Here is a 20,587-nt window from a genome sequence, read left to right as displayed (position 1 = left end):
CCCGAGCGCACGGACCCCGAACCCGGAAGAAGTCCCCATGCACTGCTCCCTCCGCCGCCGCCCCGGGCGGACGTCATGAGCGAGTCGACCTTCACCCTCGGCAGCCCGTTCGCGGGCGACGAGCGGGCCGACCGGCGCTACGAAGCCTCCGGCGACGATCCGTCCGCCGCGTCCGCCGTCTACTCCGAGGCGTACGGCGGAGGCGAGTTCCGCGTCGCTCCGTCGCAGCGCGGCTTCTCCTACCGCTACGCCGTCCGCGGCAGCGACCGGGTGACCCTGCGCACCTCCGACTGCTCCGGCGCCCTCACCGGCCAGGTCCCCCACCTGAAGGAGTACGTCGTCGGGTGGTTCCGCGCCGGCGGCGGACGCCTGAACCTGCCGCCGTTTACCCGGACCGGCGCGCTGTCCGCCCCGTTCCTGTTCCCCGCGGAGCGCCAGTTCGGGCTCGAATTCGAGCCGCACCGGCAGAACCTCATCCACTTCGCCCCCGGGTTCCTCGAGGACGTCGCGACCGAGACGCACGCCGGCCCCCGCCAGCCCGTCTCCTTCGACCACGGGGCGGACGCCGACCCCGGCGTCCTCGCCCGCTGGCGCGCCGCGGTGACGGAAGCGAGCGCCGCGCTCGCGACGGCCGCGATCACTCCGCTCGTGCGCTTCACCGCCGAGCTCGACCTCGCCCGCGTGCTGCTCCTGCTGTTCCCGTGGCGCGCGTGGGACGTGCCGGCCGTGCTGCGGCGCCCGTCCGCGTCCCGCACCCGGGTCGCGCTCGACTTCCTCCAGCACCACGCCCACGAGCCGATCACCCCGGCAGACGCCGCCCGCGCGGCCGGTCTGCACACCCGCACGCTGCAGCAGGCGACGAAGCGGCACCTCGGAGTGTCGCCGTCGGTCTACCTGCGCGACGTGCGGCTGGACCGCGCCCACTCCGACCTGGTCGCCGGCGACCCCTGCTCGACCACCGTCGCCGCGGTCGCCCGCGAGTGGGGCTTCGGCAACCTCGGCCGCTTCGCGAGCGCGTACCAGGTGCGCTTCGACGAGAAGCCGAGCCACACGCTGCGCCGCTGACGCGCAGCCCCTGCGTGCCCGAGGGCCCGGACCGTCTCAGGACGGTGCCGGGCCCTCGTCGTCTCCGGGTGCGTCCCGGGGGACCGTCTCGGAGGATGCTCCATCGTGTCCTCCGACCGGTCTTCCGGACACGGACCTCGTGACACTCGGCGCCGGCTCAGCCCGGCTGATGCACGTGGATGTCGCTGCTCGACGTCACGCCGTTGAACTCGAGATACAGCTGCCCCTCGACGACCGACACGGTCAGCGTGTTGCGGCGCTCGAGTACCGCGACCGCGGCATCCAGGAACCCCTGGTCGAAGCTCTGCACGGTGATCTGCTCGAGCTGGTGGACGCGCTTGCCGGACCACGCCGCGATCACCTTCTCCGGGTTGCGATGCGTGTAGACCGTCGTGCGGTCGGCCAGTCTGCTCCCGAAGTGCAGTCGCTCGGCATCCGGCGCGCCCACCTCGATCCACGTGGTCAGCCTGCCGGTGAGATCGCGGACCAGCACCGCCGGCTCGGTCGCCGTCGACGAGATCCCCTCGCTGAACGTGATCCCCTCCACGTATTCGAGGCAGTACGCGAGCACGCGCGTCATCATGTACGCGTCGGTCTCGGAGGGGTGCCGAGCGGCCCGCAACGTGATGTCCTCGTAGACGCCGCGGTCCACATCAGCCAGCTGTATCGCGAAGTTGTACATCACTGCGCCGGCTGCCACGTGTGGGAGCTTATGTCCTCTCGCTCATCGAGGAGCGCGAGGCTTCTCCGGCGCCGGTGGGGGCATCAGGTTCGCGCGCCTACTGGGGAGCGCCTCCGCGACCAGGAGCTCGAGGCCTGGCTCGGGGTCAGCCGGACGCCGATCCGGGAGGCGCTGCTCCGGCTGGCCCGCGTCGGCCTCGTCTCGGCCAAGCCCGGCAGGGCGACGATCGTGACCCCCGCCACGGCCGAGAGCATCAGTGACGCCCAGCAGATCGCCGCCGCCATGCACGAGCTCGCCACGCGCCTCGCCGGCCCGGCCGTCACGCCGGAGGCGCTCGCCGCAATGGAGTCGGCGAACGACGATTTCGCGCGGGCGCTGGCGGACGGCGACGTCGAGCTGGCGCTGCGCTCCGACGACGCGTTCCACGCGGTGCTCACCGGGCTCAGCGGCAACGGGATGATCGAGGACGTGCTCGAGCAGGCCACTCCGCTCATCCGCCGTGCCGAGCGCCAGCGCTTCGCCTCCCTCGCGGCCCGCGGATCCGTGGAGCAGCACCGCGCGATCGTGGAGTCCCTCCGCGCGGGCGACACCGACGGCGCCGCCCGCCTCAGCCGCGAGAACTGGATGACGCTCGACCGTCACCTGCACGAGGCCTGACGCGCTGCTCCTCCGCGGGGAGGAGTCCGCGCTCGGTCATGCGCGAGGCCGACGCGATCGCATCCGCGACGAACCGCTCGGTCAGGTCGGCATACCCTCGCCCGCGCGCTCCGCATCCGTCCCGAGAGCTGAGCGCCGCCCTCCCCGCGCCTCCGCCGCCGGGATGCGGGTCGAGGCGGGTGCCGGGCGCGGCGCGGAACGACGGACGGCCGACGCGCGGGCGACCGGAGCGCTCTGGAACACTCGAGCGAGGGGCGGGGGCTCCGGAGCGGGGGAGCCGTGGCGTCACGCTTCGTCGAGCTCGACGGTCTGCGCGGCCTCGCCGCCCTCGGCGTGGTCGTCTACCACTTCACCACCGCGTTCTCGCTCGATCATCCGGATGCACCGCCGGGATCCTTCACGCTCCCGTTCGGCGAGTTCGGCGTCCAGCTCTTCTTCGTCATCAGCGGTTTCGTGATCCTGATGTCCGCGGACCGCGCGCGGCGGCCGTCGGACTTCGCGATCTCCCGCGTCAGCCGCCTCTACCCGGCCTACTGGATCGCGGTGGTCGTCTCGATCGTCGTCGGCGCTCTCGCCCGCGTCCCCGGCACCGACCTCACGCCGCTGGAGCTGCTGCTCAACTTCACGATGGTGCAGCGGCTGCTGCTGGTGCCCAACGTGAACGGCGCGTTCTGGACGCTGGCCGTCGAGATGCAGTTCTACCTGCTGGTGCTGCTCGTGCTCGTCCTCACGAAGTGCCGGTTCACGGATCGGCTGGTCCGCGTGCTGGTGGTCGTCTGGCTCGGCGTCGCCGCGACCGCCTCCGTCGCCGCCCACCTCGTCTCGGGAGGCGTCGACGTCGTCTCGGCGCCGGTCGCCGTCCGGGTCCTGGCGAACCTGACGCTGGCCGAGTACGGACCCCTCTTCTGCGTCGGAATGCTGCTGTTCCTCTCGCGACGGCAGGGGCGCTTCGAGCTCCTCGCCGTGCCGGCGGCTCTGATCGCGGCCCTGAACGCCCAGCTCCTCCACGGCGGGCCGGACGGAGCGGTCGTCCTCGGCGTCTGCGCGGCCGTCACGGTCGTCGCGATGCGGCGCCGGACCGCCGTGCTGAGATGGGCGCCGCTGCTCTGGCTCGGGCGGATCAGCTACTCGCTCTACATCCTCCATCTGGTCGTGGGCAGCGCGATCGTCAGCGCGCTCTGGCCGCTGATCGGCCGCGACGGAGCCGGACTCGTCGCCTTCCTCGTCGTCCTCCTGCTGTCGTGGGGCGTCAACGCGGTCGCCGAGGAGCGGTGGAGCCCCGCCTGGCGCCGCGCCCTCACCCGTCGGCGCGACCGCCGGCTCCCGGCGGGGACGGCGACCGCGGCCTGACGCGGCTGTGCACTCCGCTGGCCGCTCAGCGAGTGCGCCGAAGGAGCCTGTGGACGCCGGTGGCCGCGAAACGCATCTCCGCTCGACGTTCCCTGCACCTTGGCTGAGCCACCGGGACGTCCGAGCCCCGGGCCACGTCTTCATCATGTGCCACGGATCGTGAGCACCGCGGCCCCGGCCACGACCTCTGACCATCTGGAGAAGATCATGACCAACGTCACCCCCACCAGCCTCGCCAACGCCTCCTCGGCCAAGCACGGCACCGCCACCTCGGCCGGCAAGAACACGATCGCCGACGGCGTCGTCGAGAAGGTCGCCGGCATCGCGGCCCGCGAGGTCCCCGGCGTGCACGACCTGGGCAACGGCGCCGCCCGCGCCATCGGCGCCATCCGCAACGCGATCAACGCGCAGGACCGCGGCCAGGGCATCTCCGTCGAGGTCGGCGAGAAGCAGGTCGCCGCCGACATCACCGTCGTCGCCGAGTACCCCGTCGCGCTGCAGAAGCTCGCCGACAGCATCCGCTCCGCCGTCTCCGAGGCCATCTCCTCGGTCGTCGGCATGGAGGTCGCCGAGGTCAACGTCACCATCTCCGACGTCTTCATCCCCTCGGACGACAAGGACGACGAGACCGAGAGCCGCGTCAAGTGACTCCGTCCCACATCGGCCTGGTCCTCGGCGCGGTCCTCGCGCTGACCGCTCTCGTCTTCGGCTTCTGGGCGCTCCTCTGGGTCGCCCTCGCCATGGCGATCGGCTACGGCGTCGGGCGGGTCGTCGAGGGCAAGCTCGACCTGCGCTCCCTCGGCGACACCCTCCGCGGGCGGCGGTCCTCGTGACCGCGGCGGTGATGGCCGACGAGGCCAGCCACGGCCGCACGACGATCAGCTCGCGCGCCGTGCGCCGAGTCGTGTCGGCCGTCACCGCGGAGGCGCTGGACGTGAACTCGTCCGATGTGTCCGTCGAGCTCGACGACGAGGGAGGACGCCTCCACGTCGTCGCGCACGCCCCCATCCACGTCACGCCCCTGGGCGAGACGGGCCGCCGCTCCTCCGGGACGCTGCTGGACCGACTCAGCCGGGCGCAGACGACCATCCGCTCGCGCTGCCTCGAACTGACGGGCTCCACGATCGGCCGGGTCGACCTCCGGATCACCGGTGCCGACCTCCGAGAACGAAGGAGGGTGTCGTGACGACTCCCACCACTGCCGGCCGGGCGCTCTACCCGCGCCTGGTGCGGCGCGAGACGCACTCGTCCCGCTCCGGATCGGCGATCGTCCTCGCCGTCCTGCTCATCCTCCTGTTCGCGTGGCTGGGCACGGAGGCGGTCCTCGCCGTCCTCGGCCAGCCCGCGCTGCTCGTGGCCCCGCAGGACGGAGCGTCCTCGCTGCTCAACGCGGCCGCGGCGCCCATCGCGCTGACCGCCGCCGCCGGCGCCGTGCTCGCGCTGATCGGGCTCGTCCTGATCGTCGTGTCGCTCAAGCCCGGCCGCCGCGGCCGTCGCGCCGTCAGCACCGACCGCACCGCGGCGATCGTCGACGACCGCGTCATCGCGCAGGCCGTCGCGCGCACCGCCGGCTACGCCGGTGACGTCGACCCCGACAACGTGTCGGTGTCGGTCGGATCCCGCGTCGTCGACGTGACGGTCTCCCGCACCTCCGGCCGCAGCATCGACGTCACGCCGATCCGCGAGGCCGTCGACGCCGAGCTCGCCACGTTCGACTGCACCCCGCGCCTGCGCTCCAAGGTGCGCCTGTCCGAGAAGGGAACGGTCCGCTGATGACCACCACGAACCGATTCCTCAACCGTCTGCTCCTGTTCGTCGTGGGCCTCGTCCTCCTCCTCGCCGGCGGCGCCGTCGCGGTGGGGTCGCTGCTCCCGCAGGTCCAGGAGAACGTGTCCACCGCCGCGCAGGACGCGGCCGACCCCACGAGCCAGGCCCTCTCGGGCGGCACCCCGTGGATCCTCTGGGCCATCGCGGTCGTCGCGCTCGTCCTCATCCTGCTGCTGGTGCGCTTCATCGTGCGCCAGGGCCGCGGTCGCACCGCCACGCTGCTGCGCGTCGGCTCCGGAGAGGGAGCGGGGACGCCCACAGGCGGCTCCGTCACCATCGACGCGAAGGTCGCCGAGCAGGTCCTCGAGGAGGCCCTGTCGCAGGAGCCGTCCATCGTCGCGGTCGACGTGACCGCGTTCGAGATCAAGCACCAGAAGGTGCTGCGCGTCACCGCGCACACCCGCCGCGGCGCCTCGCCCGCCCGCACCCGGCAGACGGTCGACCAGGCCGTCCGCCAGTGGGACGCCCTCCTCGGCGAGGAGACGCCCGTCGTCATTCAGATCGTCAGTGGTCTGCGGACGAAGATGAGCGGCACCGCCCGCGTGCAGTAGCCGCCGGCACCACCGTCCGGCCCTCCCGATCGGGAGGGCCGGAGAGCCCCGCTCAGGCGGGATGGAAGTCTTTCTGAAGGAGCACCCCATGTCCGATCCGATGGAGCCCGGCACCGTCGAGCGCATCCGCACCGATGAGCAGCCGACCCCGAACCAGCAGAGCCGGCGCGAGTCCGCCCGCCGCGACGGGAAGCCGTCCGAGCCCGAGTCGACCGAGAGCCGGGTCGCGACCGCCGCCGGCGAGAGCGCCCAGCGCGTGTCCGGCGTCCACCACCTCGGCGGAGCCGTCGCCCGCGGCCTCGACCGCGCCTCCCGCCGCGTGCTGGGCACCAGCACCGTCCCCGGAGTCACGGTCTCGAAGGCCGACGGCGTCACCACCGTCGACATCGACCTCGTCGTCGAGTACCCCCACCCCGTCCGCGAGGTCCTGGACGCCGTGCGCGATCAGGTGCAGCGCGTGGCGGAGCCGGTCGCCGGCGGCCACGTCGTCGTCAACGTCGAGGCGACCGACGTCCACGGCCCGTTCGACCCGATCGAGAAGCCGGAGGAGGACGAGGAGCCGCTCGTCGACACCGCCAAGCGCGCCGCGTCCGACGCCCGCGACTCCGCCAAGGAGGCCGCCGGGAACGCCCGCGACGCCGTCTCCGGTGCCGTCGACTCCGCCCGCGGACGCCTGGCGGACGCCGCCGACGACGCCGCTGACGCGATGGACCGCGCGGCCGACGAGCGCGACGAGCGCGCAGCCGCCCAGAAGACGGCCGACGACGAGCGCGCCGCCGAGCGCGACGAGGACGACCCCCGCGTCGAGACGCACGCGGCCCCGGCCGTCGTCGAGACCGCGGAGTTCGTGGTCCGCGTCCAGGTCGAGCCGGTCGACGACGACGGCGACCCCCGCACCGCGACCGTCGAGGTCGCTCCGGCGGAGGAGTCCGAGCACGTCGAGCGCGACGAGGCCGCGGCCGATCGCGACGACGCGTCCGACGACGCCGACGCCCACCGCTCCGAGGACGACCGCGCGTCGTCCACCGCCGGTCGGGAGTAGTCCCGTGCGCACCCGCTCGTACGGCGCGCGACGCAAGCCGCGTGCGGCCTGGATCGCGCTCGGCACGGGCGTCGTGCTCTCGTTCGTGGTCGTCGTCGCCGTGCTGCTGCCCGTCCTCGGGCTGATCGGCGCGGCCGACGGCACCACGGCCGGGGCGCTCGACGTCCCGGTCGGCGCGATCGTCCTCTCGATCGTCCTCAGCTACGCGGTCGGCCTGGCCTGCCTCGCCGTCGCGTTCCTCTCCCGCAACGCGGCCCTCGCCTGGGTCGCCGCGGTGGCCGCCGTGATCGCGACGCTCATCGGCTCGATCTGGCCGCTCGTCGCCACCGGATTCGCCAGCGTCGACCAGGCGAAGGACGTCATCCCCTTCATCGAGGACCTGATCGCCCGGGTCCGGGGGTAGCGTCGGGGCGATGAGCTCCGACTACCTCCGCGCCTACGACGACCAGCTCCGCTCCGACGCCGAGACCCCGAGCGCCGTCTCCGTGACGCGCGAAGGGCCTCTGCGTCTGGTGACCTTCGCCGGCGGACGCGGCTTCGTCACCTACCGCGACCTCGCCGGCGCCTCCTCCGCGGAGATCGCCCGCCTGGTCGCCGCGGCCTGCGCGCACTTCGACGCCGATCCCGGCATCACCCGCGTCGAGTGGAAGACCCGCGGCCACGACGAGGCCCCCGGCCTGCACGACGCCCTCGTCGCGAACGGCTTCGCGCCGGACGAGGCCGAGTCGATCATGATCGGCCCGGTCGAGGCGCTGCTCTCGGACCGGCCGGTCCCGGAGGGGGTCGTGCTGCGGCGGGTCGTCGACGAGCCGGACGTCCGCGCGTTCAGCGCCACGATCGACGCCGCCTTTGAGGAGGAGGTCGACGTGTCGATCGCCGATTCGCTCGTCGCCCGCCTGGCGCGCGGCGACGGCATGGAGCTGTGGGTCGCCGAGGTCGACGGGCGGATGGCGTCCGGCGGCCGGCTCGAGCCCGTCCCGGGCACCGCCTTCGCCGGCATCTGGGGCGGAGCGACGCTGCCGGAGTACCGCGGACGCGGGCTCTACGGCCTGGTCACGGCCGCCCGCGCCGCCTCCGCACAGGCACTCGGGAAGACCCTCGTGCACAGCGACTCAACCGAGTACTCGCGGCCCATCCTGGAGCGCGCGGGCCTGGTCCGGGTGTCGACGACGACTCCGTACCGTCGACGTCGTCCGTAGTCCGCGCTCCGTGGGTTCGCGGGGATCCCGAGACGCGCGCTGAGCGCGCTACTCGATCAGCATGTCGGGGACTTCTGCTGGTCGAGTAGCCCGAAGCGGCGTATCGAGACCTGCCCGTTCGTGCGTGGAGATCTCGATACGCGCGCAGCTCCGATCAGCTCGGGGACGTGATCTCGAGCGCGATGTTGTCGGGGTCGCGGAACTCGAGGAGGCTCATGCCGCCGGCGTCCTTGATCGGCTCGTGGGCGATGCCGAGGTCGTCGAGCACGGCCGCGGCCGCCTTCAGCGCGTCGAGGTCGGGGACGGTGAAGCTGACGTGGTCGAGCCCGACCCGGTCCTCGTCGAAGCGGTCGTCGCCGGGCGCGACGGGGCGCAGGCCGAGCAGTCCGCCCGGGAACTGGTAGATCACGCCGCCGAACACGAACGCCAGCTGCTCCTTCTCCTCCGGCGACGCGTCGGCCGGCGGCGCCTCGAAGGCGACGTCGAAGCCGAAGACGGAGTCGTAGAAGGGGCGCGAGACGGCGATGTCGCGGACGGTGAGTCGGACGTGGTTGTAGTCGACAGCGGGGATCGGCACAGGGGTTCCTCTCGGCGGGGCGGGCGGAGTGCCCGTCTCCAGTGGTTCGGAGGCGGCGGGCCGCCGGTTCGGGGCTGGCGCCGCCTCCGAGGATCGGGTAGCGCGTCAGTCCAGCTCGGTCGGGCGCGCCGGCTCGGCCAGCAGGGCGCGCGCCGCCATCCCGATCACCGCGCTGTAGGTGGGGTAGGCGAAGCGGACGTTCGCGAGGGTCGCGAGGTCGACTCCGGCCGCCATCGCCGTGGTCACCGACTGCACGACCTCGATCGCGTTCTCGCCGACCGCGTGCGCGCCGAGCAGCAGCTCGCGGCGCCGGTCGGCGATCAGCGTGAGGAACCCGTTCTCGCGGTCGTCGATGACGGCGCGGTCCAGGTGCGAGAACGGCACCGAGGCGACGACGCACTGCGGGTCGCGCTCGCGGGCCTGCTCCTGCGTGAAGCCGACGCCCGCGTAGTCCGGGTCCGTGAATCCGCCCGCGGGCAGGAGGAACTGGGGCGTGCGCCGGTTCGCGCCGAGCACCGCGTTCTCGGCGGCGGCCTCCGCCTCGAACTGCGCCGCCTGGACGAGCATGTCGCGCCCGTTCGCGTCGCCGACCGCGAAGATGTGCGGCACGACGGTGCGGAAGTACTGGTCGGCGGGGATCGCGGAGCGGACGACCTCGATGCCCGCGTTCTCGAGTCCGAGGTCCTCGACGTCGGCGGGCCAGCCGGTGGCCATGACCACCACGTCGACCTCGGCCGTCCGGTCCTCGCCGCCCTCGCGCCACGCGAGCGCGAGCGAGCCGTCGTCCTGCCGCTCGATGCCCGACACCGTCTCGATCCCGGTGCGGACGCGGACTCCCTGGCGCTCGAAGGCGGCGCCGACGTGCTCGGAGATGCTGGAGTCGGAGGTCATCAGGATCCGCGGGGCGACGTCGAGGAGCGTCACCTCCGAGCCGAAGGCGTTGAAGACGGTGACGAGCTGGGCGCCCGTGTTGCCGCCGCCGATCACGGCGACGCGGCGCGGCAGCTCGGTCAGCCCGAGCACGTCCTCCGGCACGGTCGCGAGCTCGGCGCCCGGGATCGGCAGCCGCCGCGAGTGCCCGCCGACGCAGACCATGATCGAGCGCGCGCGGATCCGCCGCCCGCTGTCGAGCACGAGGGTGCTCTCGTCGACGAAACGGGCGCGGCCCTCGTGGATCAGGTCGACCCCCGCCTCCTCGAACCGCTGCGCCTCGCGCTTGATCGAGCGCACCAGGTCGACGCGCTCGTGCACGTGGCGCACGGTCGCGGCCCAGTCGAGGACGGGAGTGCCGATCTCGATCCCGTAGTCGCCGGCGGAGCGGGTCTCGCGCATCATCCGCGCCGTCTTCGCCAGGACGCGGGTGGGCACGCATCCGGTGTTGACGCAGGTGCCGCCGACGCGCGCGGCCTCGAGCACGACGACGCGCGCTCCCAGCTCCGCGGCGCGGAGGGCGGCGGCCGTCCCCGCGGGTCCTGCGCCGATGACGGCGACGTCGTACTCGGCCTGCTCGGGAGTGCTGTCGGGCACGGGGACCTCCGGTTCTGGGTGTGCTCCGATCCTGCCGCTCCGCGCCCCGCCGCACCCGGCCTTGACAGCCCGCCCGCGGACCGGCGTCGCGGGCGTCCCGACGCTGAACATCGGCCGAGGACGGTTGCCCGGCGGGCGCCCGGCACGGTGGGATGACCGGGTGGGCTGCGGCGGGGGACTCGAGCGGAAGGCGCTCCGATGAGCGCCCGCACCTTCGGGGTGGAGGAGGAGTACCTCCTCGTCGACGCCGGCACGTTCCTCCCGACGCCCGCGGCGCCGCTGCTGCTCGGCTCCGTCCGCGGCTCCGCGGCGGTCGCCCTGGCCGCCGAGCTCAAGGCGGAGCAGATCGAGGCGGTCGGCTCGCCCGCCCGCACGTACGACGCGCTGCTGGCCGGACTGCGCGAGGGCCGCCGCCTGGCCGACGACTCCGCCCGCGAGGTCGGTGCCCGCGCCGTCGCGGTCGCGACCAGCCCCGCCGCGTTCGAGCCGCACCTCTCGGCCGACGAGCGCTACGACCGGATGGCCGAGCGCTTCGGCCTCGTCGCCCGCGAGCAGTTCACCTGCGGCCTGCACGTCCATGTCGGGATCGGGTCGCCGGAGGAGGGGATCGCGGTCCTCGACCGGCTGCGCGGCTGGCTGCCCGCCCTCCTCGCCCTGAGCACCAACTCCCCGCTGAGCGCCGGCGTCGACACCGGCTTCGCCAGCTGGCGCTACCAGTCCTGGGGGCGCTGGCCCACCGCCGGCCCGGTCGGGATCTGGGGCGACGTCGAGCAGTACCGGAGCGTCGTCGCCTCCCTCACCTCCTGCGGCGTGCTGCTGGACGAGGGCATGCTCTACTTCGACGCCCGTCTCTCCCGTGCGCACCCGACCGTCGAGGTGCGCATCGCCGACGTCCCGCTGCACGCCGAGGACTCGGCGCTGATCGCCGTCCTGATCCGGGCGCTCGCCGAGACGGCCGTGCGCGACGCGGGCGCCGGAGTCCCGCCCATGCCGCTGCCGACTCCGGTGATCGCCGTCTCCTCCTGGCTGGCGAGCCGCCACGGCACCACCGGCGACCTCATCGATCCGGTCGACGGCTGCCCGGCCCCCGCCTCCGCGGTACTGGCGCGCCTGCTCGACCACGCGGGTCGGGCGCTGGCGGAGTCGGGCGACGAGGAGGTCGCGGCGTGCGGCGTCGAGCGGGTCCTGGCGCGGGGCACGGGCGCCGAGCGGCAGCGCGCGGTGTGGGAGCGGACGGCGTCCGCGGCCGAGGTGATCGCGGACGCGGCGGAGGCGACGCGCGCCTAGCGGCTCGCTGGTCGCAGGCTCACGGCTCGCTGGTCGCGGGCCCGGCGGTTCAGGGCTCGCTGGTCGCGGGGTCCGGTGACCCGGACTCCACCGTTCCGGACTCCTCCGCCTCGGGCTGCGGCGGCTCCGGCACCAGCTGGTAGCCGCCCTCGATCGTCCCGTCCGGGCGGAGCAGGATCTGCGTGTACACCGGGGCGCCGCCGCGGAGCGTCGTGCCGCTGACCCGGAGGGGCTCCCCGGCGAAGAACGCCTCCGAGCCGGTGCAGCCGGCGAAGAAGGACGCGTCCGGGCGCTGCACGGCGAGGCACACCGTGGTGCCGTTCGGCTCGGTGATCAGCAGGCGGTCGTTCTCGGCGGTGTCGAACCCGGAGCCGTAGACCGTGGCCTCCCCGGCGAGCAGAGCGAGGCCCGGCGGGACGTCGGTGGTCGGCTCCCAGCCCTCGACGAGCGCGGCGAAGCGGTCGGCGGGATCCGCGGAGGCGGTCGGCGGGGCGACGGGGTCCGCGGGCGGAGGGAGGAGGAGCGCGGTGGGGACGATCGCGCCGACCGCGGCTCCGCCGACGATCGCGGCGGCGAGCACGAGGCGGCGGCGGCGGGGGTGCGGCGTCCGCGGGGCCGGCCCGTCGGGGTGCTCGGCGGGCGACTCCGGAGTCCCGGAGCCGGCGGTCGCCGACAGCGGGAGTGCGGTCGCCGGCAGGGGGGCGCGCGAGTCGGTCGCCGTCGCGGGATGCGCCGCGGCCGGCTGCGCTCCGGACGGCGCGGCGCCGGTCTGCGCGCCGGACCGCGTCACTCCGGGAGGCGCGTCCTCCGCCTCCAGCTCGCCGAGCCGTCGCAGCGCCTCGCGCCGCTCGTCCCGGTCGGCGCCGTCGTCGCGGGGTCGGGCCGACAGGATCCGCTCGAGATCCCTGCGCTCGTCGTCCTCGGCCTGCACTCCGTCAGTATGGCGGCGCCGGACACGGGAACGGCCCGCGACCCCCGGGACTCCGCCTTTTCAGCGGTGTCCCGGTGGCCGCGGGCCGTTCCGGTACGGGCGTCAGCCCGACGGGTTCTCGACCGGGTCGCCCTCGGGGTCGGTGGCCGTCTCGGGGTCGACGTGCTCGGGGTCGGTGGTCTGCGGGTCCTCGGGAGTGTTCTTCTCGGTCATCGGATCCTCCTTGTCGCTGGATGCGGAACGTGCGGACAGATTCCACGCTACGGCGGGAGCTCCGTGGAGCGCGCCCGGTTGACTCCGCCGCCCGGTGTCCGGAACCGAGGTCAGGAGCGGCGGATCCGCCCGAGCGGCCCGTCACGCTGCTTCCGGCCTCGGCTCCGGACGCCGCTCGCCTCAGCCGGCCCCTTCACCCGTGGCAGCCGCGGGCGTCCACCGCAAGGCCTGGCACCGCACTGTCGCGATTCGTACGCTGAACCCATCGAGCCGAGGAGCAGCAGCGCCACATGATCCGCACCACCGTCACCATCGAGGGCAAGACCTACGGGCTGTCCCAGGGGACCGACGTCGCCGAGCTGAAGCGGTCGGCGACCGAGGCGACGCAGGCCGGAGGAGGCCTCGTCGACTTCGTGATCGTGGGCAACCGCCAGGTCAGCGTCCTGATCTCGACGGGTGTTCCGGTGATCTTCGAGGAGCTCGAGGTGCCGGACGACGACCGCGACACCGGTGACGTCCACCAGCCGTGGGACGACATCGACTACCTCGACTGACCCCGTCCTCCCGGTCGCGCCGAGTCGCGGCCGGGTCCCAGACGCCTGAGGGGCGCCGCCGGCTGGACCCGGCGTCTCTCGGGCACCTCGTGCCGCGCTACTCCGCGGACTCGCTCTCGGCCAGCTCGCCCTCGACCAGCGTGCGGGCGGCCGAGGCGAGGGCCGAGCGGATGCGCTCCGCCGGCTCCTGCAGCATCGCCGCGATCGCGTCGACGTCGTGGCCGCCGGTGTGCCGGAGCAGCCAGGCCTGGCGCTCGAGCGTCGGCAGGGCGTGCAGGCGGCGGTGGAAGCCCGAGCGCAGCAGGTCGTCCTCGCGGATCGCCGCGGGGGCCTGCTCGGCGCGCTCCATCGCGGAGCCGCCGCGCTGCACGCTCGCGCGCCCGACCTCGGAGCGCATCAGGTCGAGGGCGCCCGTGTCGTCGAGTCCCTGCGGCCGTCCGCTGCGGACGGTGACCGCCGCGTGGCGGAGGGCGGCGCTCGCCGCGGAGTCCGACAGCGTGAGGCGGTAGGCGTACGCGTAGAGGCCGAGGGCGCGGTTCTCGAGGGCGCGGCCGGCGAGCAGTTCGCCCTGCTGCTGCGACTGCGTCATGCCGACGGCGGCGACGGGTCTGTCGTAGGTGGTCACGGTGACTCCTCGGCTCCGCGCGCTCCCGGTCGGGAGACGCGTCGGAGGAGATGCTAGGGAGTCGAGAACGATCGTTCTACCCTTGACTTCTCAGATTCTTTTTCGATGCGTGCGCATGGAAGCGCTTTCCCGACAACCGTCCCGGAAAGTGGAAGCGCTCTCACTCCCGCGCCGAGAGGATGCAGAACTCGTTGCCCTCCGGGTCGGCGAGCACGACCCAGGACTGCTCGCCCTGCCCGACATCGGACCGCGTCGCCCCCAGGCCGACCAGCCGCGCGACCTCCGCCTCCTGGTCGTCCGGCACGAAATCCAGGTGCAGGCGGTTCTTCACGGTCTTGCGCTCGGGTACGTCGAGGAAGAGGAGGCTCGGCCCGCGGCCCGACGGGGCGAGCAGCTCGATGCCGTCCTCGTCCTCGTCCACGACGTCCCAGCCGAGCGCCTCCTGCCACCAGTGCCCGAGGGTCCGGAAGTCGGTGCAGTCGACGATGATCTCTTCGAGTCGGAGGGCCATGCACCGACGCTAATCGGCGCGGGGCGTGTCGGGGAAGTGCGTCCGGCGGGTCCGCGCGGCGCCGCGGCTCCGTCCGGCCGTGTCGTTTGCGGGACGGGTGCCCGTGCCGGTTCGGCACGACGGCTGGCGGCCGGAGCGGCGGCGCGGCATCCTCGACGCGGGTGCCCCTGCGCCCGGGGACGAGGAGCTGCATGAGCACCGCACGCGAGCAGTGGGAGGCGCGCTACGCCGACTCCGATCGGATCTGGTCGGGCCGGCCGAACGCGACGCTGGTCGGGCTGGTCGGCTCGCTGCCGCCGGGCCGCGCCCTCGACCTCGGCGCCGGCGAGGGGGCGGACGCGCTGTGGCTGGCGTCGCTCGGCTGGAGCGTGACCGGGCTCGACCTCTCCGAGACGGCGCTGGGCCGGGCGCGCGCGGCCGCGGCCGAGCGGGGCGCCGACGTGGACTTCGTGCAGGCCGACCTCGCCGAGGACTGGCCGGTCGTGGGGGAGTTCGATCTGGTGACGGCGAGCTTCCTGCACTCGATGGCCGAGTTCCCGCGGATCGACGTGCTGCGGCGGGCGGCCTCCGTCGTCGCTCCCGGCGGCCGCCTCGCCGTCGTCTCGCACGCCGCACCCCCGCCGTGGGCGAGCGGCGACGACCACCGCCACGGAGCGATGCACCTCGTCGGCCCCGAGGAGGAGCTCGCCGAGCTGGCCCTCGACCCCGCCGAGTGGACCGCGGAGCTCGTCGAGACGAGGGAGCGCGCCGTGACCGCTCCCGACGGCACGGCAGCCGTGCTCCTGGACGGCGTGATGCTCCTGCAGCGACGCGGCTGAGCAGGCGCCGCTCGAGTACCCGCGGCCGGGCTAGCGTGGTCCGCGACCCCGACCCCGCAGGAGGCGCCGATGCCGCTCGATCCGTATCTCGCCGCCCGGCTGCCCCTCCTGGCCGGCCTCGCGTATCCGCTCGACGCCGAGCAGGCCGCCCGCATGGCCGCCTTCGAGGAGGATCCGGGGCCCTGGTCGCTGCCCGAGGGGATCGACGTCGTCACGGAGACCGCGTCCGGCCCGCACGGACCGGTCCCGCTGCGCGTGTACTCGCCCGCCGCGCCCGAGCGCGCTCTGCTCTGGGTGCACGGAGGAGGGTTCGCCGCCGGGAGCGTCGACATGCGCGAGTCGCACGTCGTCGCGGCGGAGCTCGCGCACCGGGCGCGGGCCCGGGTCGTCTCCGTCGACTACCGGCTCGCCGGCCCCGACGTCCGCTACCCCGTCCCGCTCGACGACGTGCACGCCGCCTGGCGGCACCTCCGCAGCACGGAGTCCGGATCCACGCCCGTCGCGATCGGCGGCGCGAGCGCGGGAGCGGCCCTGGCCCTCGGCGCGGTCCTCCGCGAGCGCGACGCCGGTGCGCGGCTGCCGGAGCACGTGCTCCTGGCCTACCCCTTCGCCCACTTCCCCAACCCCGCCGTCGACGACGCGATCGCGGCCGAGCTGCGCGAGCTGCCGCCGGTCCTCCGCTTCCCTCCGTCGAGCATCGAGGGCATGGTGCGCACCTACCTCGGGCGGATCTCCGACCTCCCCGTCGAGGCGCTGCCCGGCTCCGCACCGCTGGCGGGTCTGCCTCCGGTCACGGTCCTCGTGAACGAGTACGACGAGCTGCGCGGGTCGGCGGAGCTGCTCCTGCGCCAGCTCGCTGAGGCGGGCGTCGCCGTGACCGGGCACCTGGCCGCCGGCATGCCCCACGGGCACCTCAACCGGACGCCGGCGCTGCCCGAGGTCGACCGGTCGCTGCACCTCTTCGCGGCTCAGCTGCGCGCGATGGGCTGAGGCGCCCGGCCCCGTCCCGTCCGCTTCGCCCCGCTCAGCTCAGGCGCGGTCCGCACCGTCCCGCTCAGGCGCGGTCGTGCAGGGTGACGTGGTACCCGTCCGGGTCGGCGAAGGTGAAGGTGCGCCCGAACGGGCCGTCGATCGGAGCCGCGACGACGGCGTGCCCGTCGGCGACGAGCGCGTCGTGGATCTCCTGCACGCCGGTCGCGTGCAGCCAGATCGCGGCGCCCACACCGGGGCGGGAGGCGGAGTCGAGGTCGGTGCCGGGCGCGAGGTCGCGCAGGGCGAAGGCGATCGGAGTCGTCGCGAAGACGACGGCGTGCGGCGGGCCGGCGGGCGAGCGGACCAGGCCGAGGTACTGCTCGTAGAACGCCTGGGACGCCGCGAGGTCGCGGACCTGGAGCGAGACGAAGTCGGGGCCGGTGACGGGCATGGGGTTCCTCCTCGGTTGTGTCAGCTTTCTGACACACAGGAGCGTATGTCAGAATACTGACATGAGTCAAGACGGCATCGACCTCGAGACCTCGCTCGGCTACCTCCTCAAGGAGGCGTCGAGCGCCCTGCGCGCGGCGATGGAGGCCGTGCTCCGCCCGCTCGGGATGACGGTCACCCACTACTCCTGCCTCGAGCTCCTCGCCCAGCGGCCGGGCCTCTCGAACTCGGAGCTCGCGCGGGGCGCCTTCGTCACCCGGCAGTCGATGAACGTCCTGCTGCAGACTCTGGAGCGCGACGGCGTCGTCACCCGCCCCGACGCCGCTCCGATCGGCAAGGCGCTCCCCGCCAGGCTCACCGAGCGCGGACGCCGGAGCCTGGCCGAGGCGTCCGCCGCCGTCCGCGGGGTGGAGCTGCGGATGCTGGAGGGGCTCGCGGAGGAGGAGCGGCAGGCGGCGGCGCGCCTGCTCCGCGGGATGATCCGATCGCTGCGGGTGGACGACCGCGCCTGAGGGGCGCTGTTCCGCCGTCTGTAGGAACGGGCGCCGCGCGCTCGCCGGTACGGTCGCGCTCATGGCAGCAGGAGGAGCGGTGCGCCCGCTCGACGTCGGGATCGTCGGCGGCTCGATCGGCGGACTGTTCGCCGCGGCCCTGCTCGTCCGCGACGGGCACCGCGTGACGGTCCTCGAGCGGTCGGCGACGGGCCTGTCGCGGCGGGGCGCCGGGCTGGTGGCCCAGCAGGACCTGATCGACCTCCTGCACGCGATCGGCCGCGACGACGAGGCGCGGGTCGGCGTCGTCGCGCACGAGCGGATCACCCTCGACCGCTCCGGGCGCGTGATCGGCCGCGACCCCTCCCCGCAGACGCAGGTGTCGTGGGACCACCTCTACGACACGCTCCGCTCGCGGATCCCCACCGACCGCTACCTCCTCGGTCACGCCGTCGCCGGGGTGCGCCCCTCGACCGGGACGGACCCGGTCGTCGTCGAGCTGCGCGACGGGAGCGGCCTGGAGTTCGACGTCGTCCTCGGAGCCGACGGCCTCGGATCCGTCGTGCGCGCGGCGGTCGCGCCCGAGGCGCCGGGGAACCGCTACGCCGGCTACTCGACCTGGCGCGGGCTGATCCCGGAGTCGGCGCTCCCCGCCGGGGCCGCGGCGACTCTGCTCGGACGCTTCGCCTTCTACACCGCGCCCGGCGAGCACATGCTCGGCTACCTCGTCCCCGGACCCGCCGGCGAGGTGGAGCCCGGCCGACGGCGCTACAACTGGGTCTGGTACCGGCCCCTCTCCGAGGACGCCCTCCGCGGAGTGATGACGGCGTCCGGCCGTCCGCCGGAGAGCGTGTCCCTCGCGCCCGGCGACCTCGCTCCCGATCTCCGCCGCCGGCTCGAGGAGGACGCGGTCGACCGCCTGCCGCCGCCCTTCGCGGCCTCCGTCCTCGCCGAGCCGCAGCCCTTCCTGCAGGCGATCGTCGACTACGTCCCGCCGCGGACGGTGCGCGGCCGGGTCGCCCTCCTCGGTGACGCCGCCGTGACGGTGCGGCCGCACACGGCCATGGGCGCGGCCAAGGCGGCGGGCGACGCGCTGGCCCTCGCCGCCTCCCTCGCGCGGCACCCGGTCGACGAGGCGCTCCAGCGCTACGAGGCCGAGCGGCTCTCCGTCGGCCGCGCCATCGCCGAGTACGGCAGGCGCCTGGGCCGCTCGATCCCGCTGCTGTCCGAGTGACCGCAGTACCGCGCTCCTGATCGATCCCGGACGTCCGCAGTGACCACCGCCTTCCCGGTGACGAGCCGCCACTGCGAAAGAGTGCGATCGAGAGCGAAGAAGAAGGTCTCCGCTGGAAGTCCTCAGGTGAGCCGAGGTCCGTGCCCGTCACGAGTTCATCCCCCGCCCCCGCCTGGCCGCTCCCCGCCGTCCGCCGCGCGTCCCTTGCTCCTCGACCGCGGAGACGGCACCCTCGGGTGACGGCCCACGGCGAAGGAGACGCATGGACGACGACGGACTCCTGGCTGCGCTGCTGCGGGGACGGCCGGCGACGCTGGCCGACGCGGCGGAGCTGACCCACATCGACGCGGCCGAGGTCGCCGCGGCGATCGAGCGGCTCCGCGGCCGGGGGCTCATGGGCGGCGAGGGCGAGCAGCTCGACTTCCCGGCGCCGATGGAGTGGGCGGCCGCGGCCATCGCCCGGCACACCGAGTCGGCGCGGCGGGCGGGCAGGGAGTCCCTGGACGGGATCGAGCGCGTCGTCGCGGGCCTGCCGATGCTGCTCGGCGCCTGGCGGGTCGGCGAGGACACGTCGGATCCCGTGCCGACCCTCCTCCGCCACGGGCCGCACGCGTCCGAGGACCTCTGGTTCGACCTCGTCCGCCGCGACTCCGGCTCGCTCGTGGCGGTGCTCCCGAACGTGGAGCGGTTCCTCGATCCGCCGACGGAGCGGGCGATCCGCTTCGGGCACGCGCTCGCGGCGAAGGACCGGGTGCGCGTCATCATGCCGGCCGCCGGCGCGCGCGACCCCCGGGTGCTCGCCCGGGTGGAGGCGTACCAGGCGGCGGGCGTCGAGTACCGGCTCCTCGAGAGCCCGCCGAGCTGGTTCTGGGTCGACGGCGACCACCTCGCCGTCCCGTTCGAGTGGGGAGAGACGAAGCCGACCAGCGTGCTCGGCGTGCGCCATGCGGCGCTGGCGGGGCTGGTCGAGTCGTACTTCGAGGTGCTGTGGCGGCAGGCCGCTCCGATCGGAGCCGTCGACCAGAGCTGGCTGCCGCTGCTCCGGCTGATGCGCCAGGGCGTCACGCTCGAGACCGCGTCGCACCGGCTCGGCATGAATCCGCGGACCGGCCGCCGCCGCGTGGCCGCCGCGATGGAGCACTACGGAGTGGCGACGCTCTTTGCGCTCGGCACGGCGTGGGCGGCGGACTCGCGCACCCGCGACGGCGACGCCGGTGCCGGAGAGCCGGTGCTCGTCGATCCGGAGGCGCTCGAGCCGGGAGCGCTGGACGACGGCGAGATCGACCTCGCCGAGACGGTGCCGCGCGATTGAGCTCCCGCGGGACCGAGCCGTGCGGCCGACCCCTCGACGCCTTCGGGTGGCCCTGAGGAGTCGGCCGATGCGCCCGCCCGGGCACCCCTCCAGTGTCCGGACGTGACCACGGCGGGGACAAGAGCCTGTAGCGGACACGTCCGGAAGAGGACATCGCACCCGGGAACGGATCGCCGGCGCTGCCGCTCCGGGGTGGGCGCGTGCCAGGCTTGCCGCATGGATCTCGAGGTGCGGCCGGGGCTCGTCGTCCCCGCATCGGAGCTGCAGTGGCGGTTCTCGCGCTCCTCCGGGCCCGGCGGGCAGCACGTGAACACCTCCGACAGCCGCGTGCAGCTCACCTGGAGCGTCGAGGAGTCGACGGCCCTCTCGGACGAGCAGCGCTCGCGCCTGCTCGAGCGCCTCGGGAGGCGGCTCGTCTCCGGGGCGGTCACCGTCACGGTGGCGCAGGAGCGCTCGCAGCTGCGCAACCGCGAGACGGCCCTCGAGCTGCTCCGCGGGATCATCACCGCGGCCCTCGCGCCGCCCTCCGCCCCGCGGCGCCCGACCCGGCCCACGCGCGGCTCCACCCGCCGGCGGCTCGCCGCGAAGCAGCAGCGCTCCGAGACGAAGCAGCAGCGCCGGCGGCCGCCCGGCGACTGAGCGGAGCCGCGGGGCCCGCCTGGCGGTTGCGCGGGGTCGCAGGGTCCGCCCGCACACTGCGCGGCGCCGCGGA

The 20,587-nt window shown here is 74.3% G+C and carries 26 protein-coding genes and 1 pseudogene; 20 read left to right on the top strand and 7 right to left on the bottom strand.

What is annotated here, in order from left to right:
• Positions 1-75: 75 nt before the first annotated feature.
• Positions 76-1,065, top strand: coding sequence for a helix-turn-helix transcriptional regulator (locus tag C5C30_RS02990; protein WP_104247226.1), 990 nt, complete (start codon positions 76-78; stop codon positions 1,063-1,065).
• Positions 1,066-1,222: 157 nt separating this feature from the next.
• Here C5C30_RS02990 and C5C30_RS02985 read toward each other — a convergent pair whose 3' ends face one another.
• Positions 1,223-1,765 carry a YaeQ family protein gene (locus C5C30_RS02985; protein WP_104266521.1) on the bottom strand — a complete coding sequence of 181 codons (543 nt, stop codon included), beginning with the start codon at positions 1,763-1,765 and terminating at the stop codon, positions 1,223-1,225.
• Between the two features lie 12 nt (positions 1,766-1,777).
• On the opposite strand from C5C30_RS02985, the pseudogene C5C30_RS18205 reads away from it, so the two are divergent.
• From C5C30_RS18205 to C5C30_RS02935, 11 genes and pseudogenes are all read left to right on the top strand, one after another.
• Positions 1,778-1,966 (top strand): annotated as a pseudogene (locus tag C5C30_RS18205) (GntR family transcriptional regulator); the annotation flags it as partial.
• A 9-nt stretch (positions 1,967-1,975) separates the two neighbouring features.
• Positions 1,976-2,404, top strand: coding sequence for a GntR family transcriptional regulator (locus C5C30_RS02980; RefSeq protein ID WP_258065768.1), 429 nt, complete (start codon positions 1,976-1,978; stop codon positions 2,402-2,404).
• A gap of 279 nt (positions 2,405-2,683) precedes the next feature.
• Entirely contained in the window at positions 2,684-3,754 is a 1,071-nt protein-coding gene (locus C5C30_RS02975; protein ID WP_181131436.1) for an acyltransferase, read from the top strand.
• 207 nt (positions 3,755-3,961) lie between these two features.
• Complete coding sequence (locus C5C30_RS02970) at positions 3,962-4,402, top strand: Asp23/Gls24 family envelope stress response protein (RefSeq protein WP_104223989.1); 441 nt, start codon at positions 3,962-3,964, stop codon at positions 4,400-4,402.
• The gene (locus tag C5C30_RS02965) at positions 4,399-4,587 is read left to right on the top strand and encodes a DUF2273 domain-containing protein (RefSeq protein ID WP_104223990.1); all 189 of its coding nucleotides are present in this window, start codon (positions 4,399-4,401) and stop codon (positions 4,585-4,587) included. Before C5C30_RS02970 ends, C5C30_RS02965 begins: the two co-directional genes overlap by 4 nt.
• On the top strand, positions 4,584-4,940 hold the full coding sequence (locus C5C30_RS02960; RefSeq protein ID WP_244230558.1) for a hypothetical protein: 357 nt from the start codon (positions 4,584-4,586) through the stop codon (positions 4,938-4,940). The genes C5C30_RS02965 and C5C30_RS02960 overlap by 4 nt, the downstream gene beginning before the upstream one ends.
• The gene (locus C5C30_RS02955) at positions 4,937-5,527 is read left to right on the top strand and encodes a DUF6286 domain-containing protein (RefSeq protein WP_104225847.1); all 591 of its coding nucleotides are present in this window, start codon (positions 4,937-4,939) and stop codon (positions 5,525-5,527) included. The genes C5C30_RS02960 and C5C30_RS02955 overlap by 4 nt, the downstream gene beginning before the upstream one ends.
• Positions 5,527-6,132, top strand: a complete 606-nt coding sequence (locus tag C5C30_RS02950; protein ID WP_104291887.1) for a hypothetical protein — start codon at positions 5,527-5,529, stop codon at positions 6,130-6,132. Before C5C30_RS02955 ends, C5C30_RS02950 begins: the two co-directional genes overlap by 1 nt.
• Before the next feature lie 88 nt (positions 6,133-6,220).
• Positions 6,221-7,174, top strand: coding sequence for an Asp23/Gls24 family envelope stress response protein (locus tag C5C30_RS02945; protein WP_181131435.1), 954 nt, complete (start codon positions 6,221-6,223; stop codon positions 7,172-7,174).
• 4 nt (positions 7,175-7,178) lie between these two features.
• Entirely contained in the window at positions 7,179-7,577 is a 399-nt protein-coding gene (locus C5C30_RS02940; RefSeq protein ID WP_104333150.1) for a hypothetical protein, read from the top strand.
• A 10-nt stretch (positions 7,578-7,587) separates the two neighbouring features.
• The gene (locus tag C5C30_RS02935) at positions 7,588-8,373 is read left to right on the top strand and encodes a GNAT family N-acetyltransferase (RefSeq protein ID WP_104333149.1); all 786 of its coding nucleotides are present in this window, start codon (positions 7,588-7,590) and stop codon (positions 8,371-8,373) included.
• A gap of 154 nt (positions 8,374-8,527) precedes the next feature.
• Here the strand turns inward: C5C30_RS02935 and C5C30_RS02930 are convergent, their stop codons facing one another.
• Both C5C30_RS02930 and C5C30_RS02925 read right to left on the bottom strand, forming a co-directional pair.
• Entirely contained in the window at positions 8,528-8,950 is a 423-nt protein-coding gene (locus C5C30_RS02930) for a VOC family protein (RefSeq protein ID WP_104223996.1), read from the bottom strand.
• Positions 8,951-9,055: 105 nt separating this feature from the next.
• Positions 9,056-10,477: an NAD(P)/FAD-dependent oxidoreductase gene (locus C5C30_RS02925; protein WP_258065767.1), complete on the bottom strand. Its 1,422-nt coding sequence runs from the start codon at positions 10,475-10,477 to the stop codon at positions 9,056-9,058.
• 198 nt (positions 10,478-10,675) lie between these two features.
• Here C5C30_RS02925 and C5C30_RS02920 point away from each other — a divergent pair, with 198 nt between their 5' ends.
• Positions 10,676-11,764: a glutamate--cysteine ligase gene (locus C5C30_RS02920; RefSeq protein WP_104333147.1), complete on the top strand. Its 1,089-nt coding sequence runs from the start codon at positions 10,676-10,678 to the stop codon at positions 11,762-11,764.
• A gap of 49 nt (positions 11,765-11,813) precedes the next feature.
• Here C5C30_RS02920 and C5C30_RS02915 read toward each other — a convergent pair whose 3' ends face one another.
• Positions 11,814-12,695: a hypothetical protein gene (locus C5C30_RS02915; RefSeq protein ID WP_104333146.1), complete on the bottom strand. Its 882-nt coding sequence runs from the start codon at positions 12,693-12,695 to the stop codon at positions 11,814-11,816.
• A 503-nt stretch (positions 12,696-13,198) separates the two neighbouring features.
• Here C5C30_RS02915 and C5C30_RS02910 point away from each other — a divergent pair.
• A complete protein-coding gene (locus C5C30_RS02910) occupies positions 13,199-13,462 on the top strand; it encodes a hypothetical protein (RefSeq protein WP_104224053.1) in 264 nt (87 codons plus the stop codon).
• Positions 13,463-13,559: 97 nt separating this feature from the next.
• Here C5C30_RS02910 and C5C30_RS02905 read toward each other — a convergent pair whose 3' ends face one another.
• Together C5C30_RS02905 and C5C30_RS02900 are read right to left on the bottom strand one after the other, a co-directional pair.
• Positions 13,560-14,087, bottom strand: coding sequence for a hypothetical protein (locus C5C30_RS02905; RefSeq protein WP_104325651.1), 528 nt, complete (start codon positions 14,085-14,087; stop codon positions 13,560-13,562).
• A gap of 160 nt (positions 14,088-14,247) precedes the next feature.
• Positions 14,248-14,598, bottom strand: a complete 351-nt coding sequence (locus C5C30_RS02900; RefSeq protein ID WP_104224051.1) for a VOC family protein — start codon at positions 14,596-14,598, stop codon at positions 14,248-14,250.
• 191 nt (positions 14,599-14,789) lie between these two features.
• Here C5C30_RS02900 and C5C30_RS02895 point away from each other — a divergent pair, with 191 nt between their 5' ends.
• On the top strand, positions 14,790-15,416 hold the full coding sequence (locus tag C5C30_RS02895) for a class I SAM-dependent methyltransferase (protein WP_104232919.1): 627 nt from the start codon (positions 14,790-14,792) through the stop codon (positions 15,414-15,416).
• A gap of 69 nt (positions 15,417-15,485) precedes the next feature.
• Entirely contained in the window at positions 15,486-16,406 is a 921-nt protein-coding gene (locus tag C5C30_RS02890) for an alpha/beta hydrolase fold domain-containing protein (protein WP_104333145.1), read from the top strand.
• 64 nt (positions 16,407-16,470) lie between these two features.
• On the opposite strand, the gene C5C30_RS02885 is transcribed toward C5C30_RS02890, so the two are convergent.
• Positions 16,471-16,839: a VOC family protein gene (locus C5C30_RS02885; protein WP_104333144.1), complete on the bottom strand. Its 369-nt coding sequence runs from the start codon at positions 16,837-16,839 to the stop codon at positions 16,471-16,473.
• Between the two features lie 61 nt (positions 16,840-16,900).
• Between C5C30_RS02885 and C5C30_RS02880 the strand changes: the two genes are divergently transcribed.
• The 4 genes from C5C30_RS02880 (at position 16,901) to arfB (ending at position 20,514) form a co-directional block, all read left to right on the top strand.
• Positions 16,901-17,350, top strand: a complete 450-nt coding sequence (locus C5C30_RS02880; protein ID WP_104333143.1) for a MarR family winged helix-turn-helix transcriptional regulator — start codon at positions 16,901-16,903, stop codon at positions 17,348-17,350.
• Between the two features lie 61 nt (positions 17,351-17,411).
• The gene (locus tag C5C30_RS02875) at positions 17,412-18,563 is read left to right on the top strand and encodes an FAD-dependent monooxygenase (protein ID WP_219827776.1); all 1,152 of its coding nucleotides are present in this window, start codon (positions 17,412-17,414) and stop codon (positions 18,561-18,563) included.
• Positions 18,564-18,825: 262 nt separating this feature from the next.
• Positions 18,826-19,875: a hypothetical protein gene (locus tag C5C30_RS02870; protein WP_104333141.1), complete on the top strand. Its 1,050-nt coding sequence runs from the start codon at positions 18,826-18,828 to the stop codon at positions 19,873-19,875.
• 216 nt (positions 19,876-20,091) lie between these two features.
• Entirely contained in the window at positions 20,092-20,514 is a 423-nt protein-coding gene (gene arfB / locus C5C30_RS02865; protein WP_104224044.1) for an alternative ribosome rescue aminoacyl-tRNA hydrolase ArfB, read from the top strand.
• The last annotated feature ends 73 nt before the right edge of the window (positions 20,515-20,587 follow it).

The sequence above is a fragment of the Rathayibacter sp. AY2B5 genome (genome assembly GCF_002931645.1).
Lineage (GTDB): Bacteria > Actinomycetota > Actinomycetes > Actinomycetales > Microbacteriaceae > Rathayibacter.
The sequence above is the reverse complement of the archived record's forward strand: the minus strand, read 5'-3'. Positions and strand labels throughout refer to the sequence as shown.

Bases quoted from the DNA above. Each gene is read 5' to 3' on its own strand.
- C5C30_RS02990 (WP_104247226.1), top strand. From the start codon at position 76: ATGAGCGAGTCGACCTTCACCCTCGGCAGCCCGTTCGCGGGCGACGAG.
- C5C30_RS02970 (WP_104223989.1), top strand. From the start codon at position 3,962: ATGACCAACGTCACCCCCACCAGCCTCGCCAACGCCTCCTCGGCCAAG.
- C5C30_RS02950 (WP_104291887.1), top strand. From the start codon at position 5,527: ATGACCACCACGAACCGATTCCTCAACCGTCTGCTCCTGTTCGTCGTG.
- C5C30_RS02945 (WP_181131435.1), top strand. From the start codon at position 6,221: ATGTCCGATCCGATGGAGCCCGGCACCGTCGAGCGCATCCGCACCGAT.
- C5C30_RS02935 (WP_104333149.1), top strand. From the start codon at position 7,588: ATGAGCTCCGACTACCTCCGCGCCTACGACGACCAGCTCCGCTCCGAC.
- C5C30_RS02920 (WP_104333147.1), top strand. From the start codon at position 10,676: ATGAGCGCCCGCACCTTCGGGGTGGAGGAGGAGTACCTCCTCGTCGAC.
- C5C30_RS02910 (WP_104224053.1), top strand. From the start codon at position 13,199: ATGATCCGCACCACCGTCACCATCGAGGGCAAGACCTACGGGCTGTCC.
- C5C30_RS02900 (WP_104224051.1), bottom strand. From the start codon at position 14,598: ATGGCCCTCCGACTCGAAGAGATCATCGTCGACTGCACCGACTTCCGG.
- C5C30_RS02895 (WP_104232919.1), top strand. From the start codon at position 14,790: ATGAGCACCGCACGCGAGCAGTGGGAGGCGCGCTACGCCGACTCCGAT.
- C5C30_RS02890 (WP_104333145.1), top strand. From the start codon at position 15,486: ATGCCGCTCGATCCGTATCTCGCCGCCCGGCTGCCCCTCCTGGCCGGC.
- C5C30_RS02885 (WP_104333144.1), bottom strand. From the start codon at position 16,839: ATGCCCGTCACCGGCCCCGACTTCGTCTCGCTCCAGGTCCGCGACCTC.
- C5C30_RS02880 (WP_104333143.1), top strand. From the start codon at position 16,901: ATGAGTCAAGACGGCATCGACCTCGAGACCTCGCTCGGCTACCTCCTC.
- C5C30_RS02875 (WP_219827776.1), top strand. From the start codon at position 17,412: ATGGCAGCAGGAGGAGCGGTGCGCCCGCTCGACGTCGGGATCGTCGGC.
- C5C30_RS02870 (WP_104333141.1), top strand. From the start codon at position 18,826: ATGGACGACGACGGACTCCTGGCTGCGCTGCTGCGGGGACGGCCGGCG.
- arfB (WP_104224044.1), top strand. From the start codon at position 20,092: ATGGATCTCGAGGTGCGGCCGGGGCTCGTCGTCCCCGCATCGGAGCTG.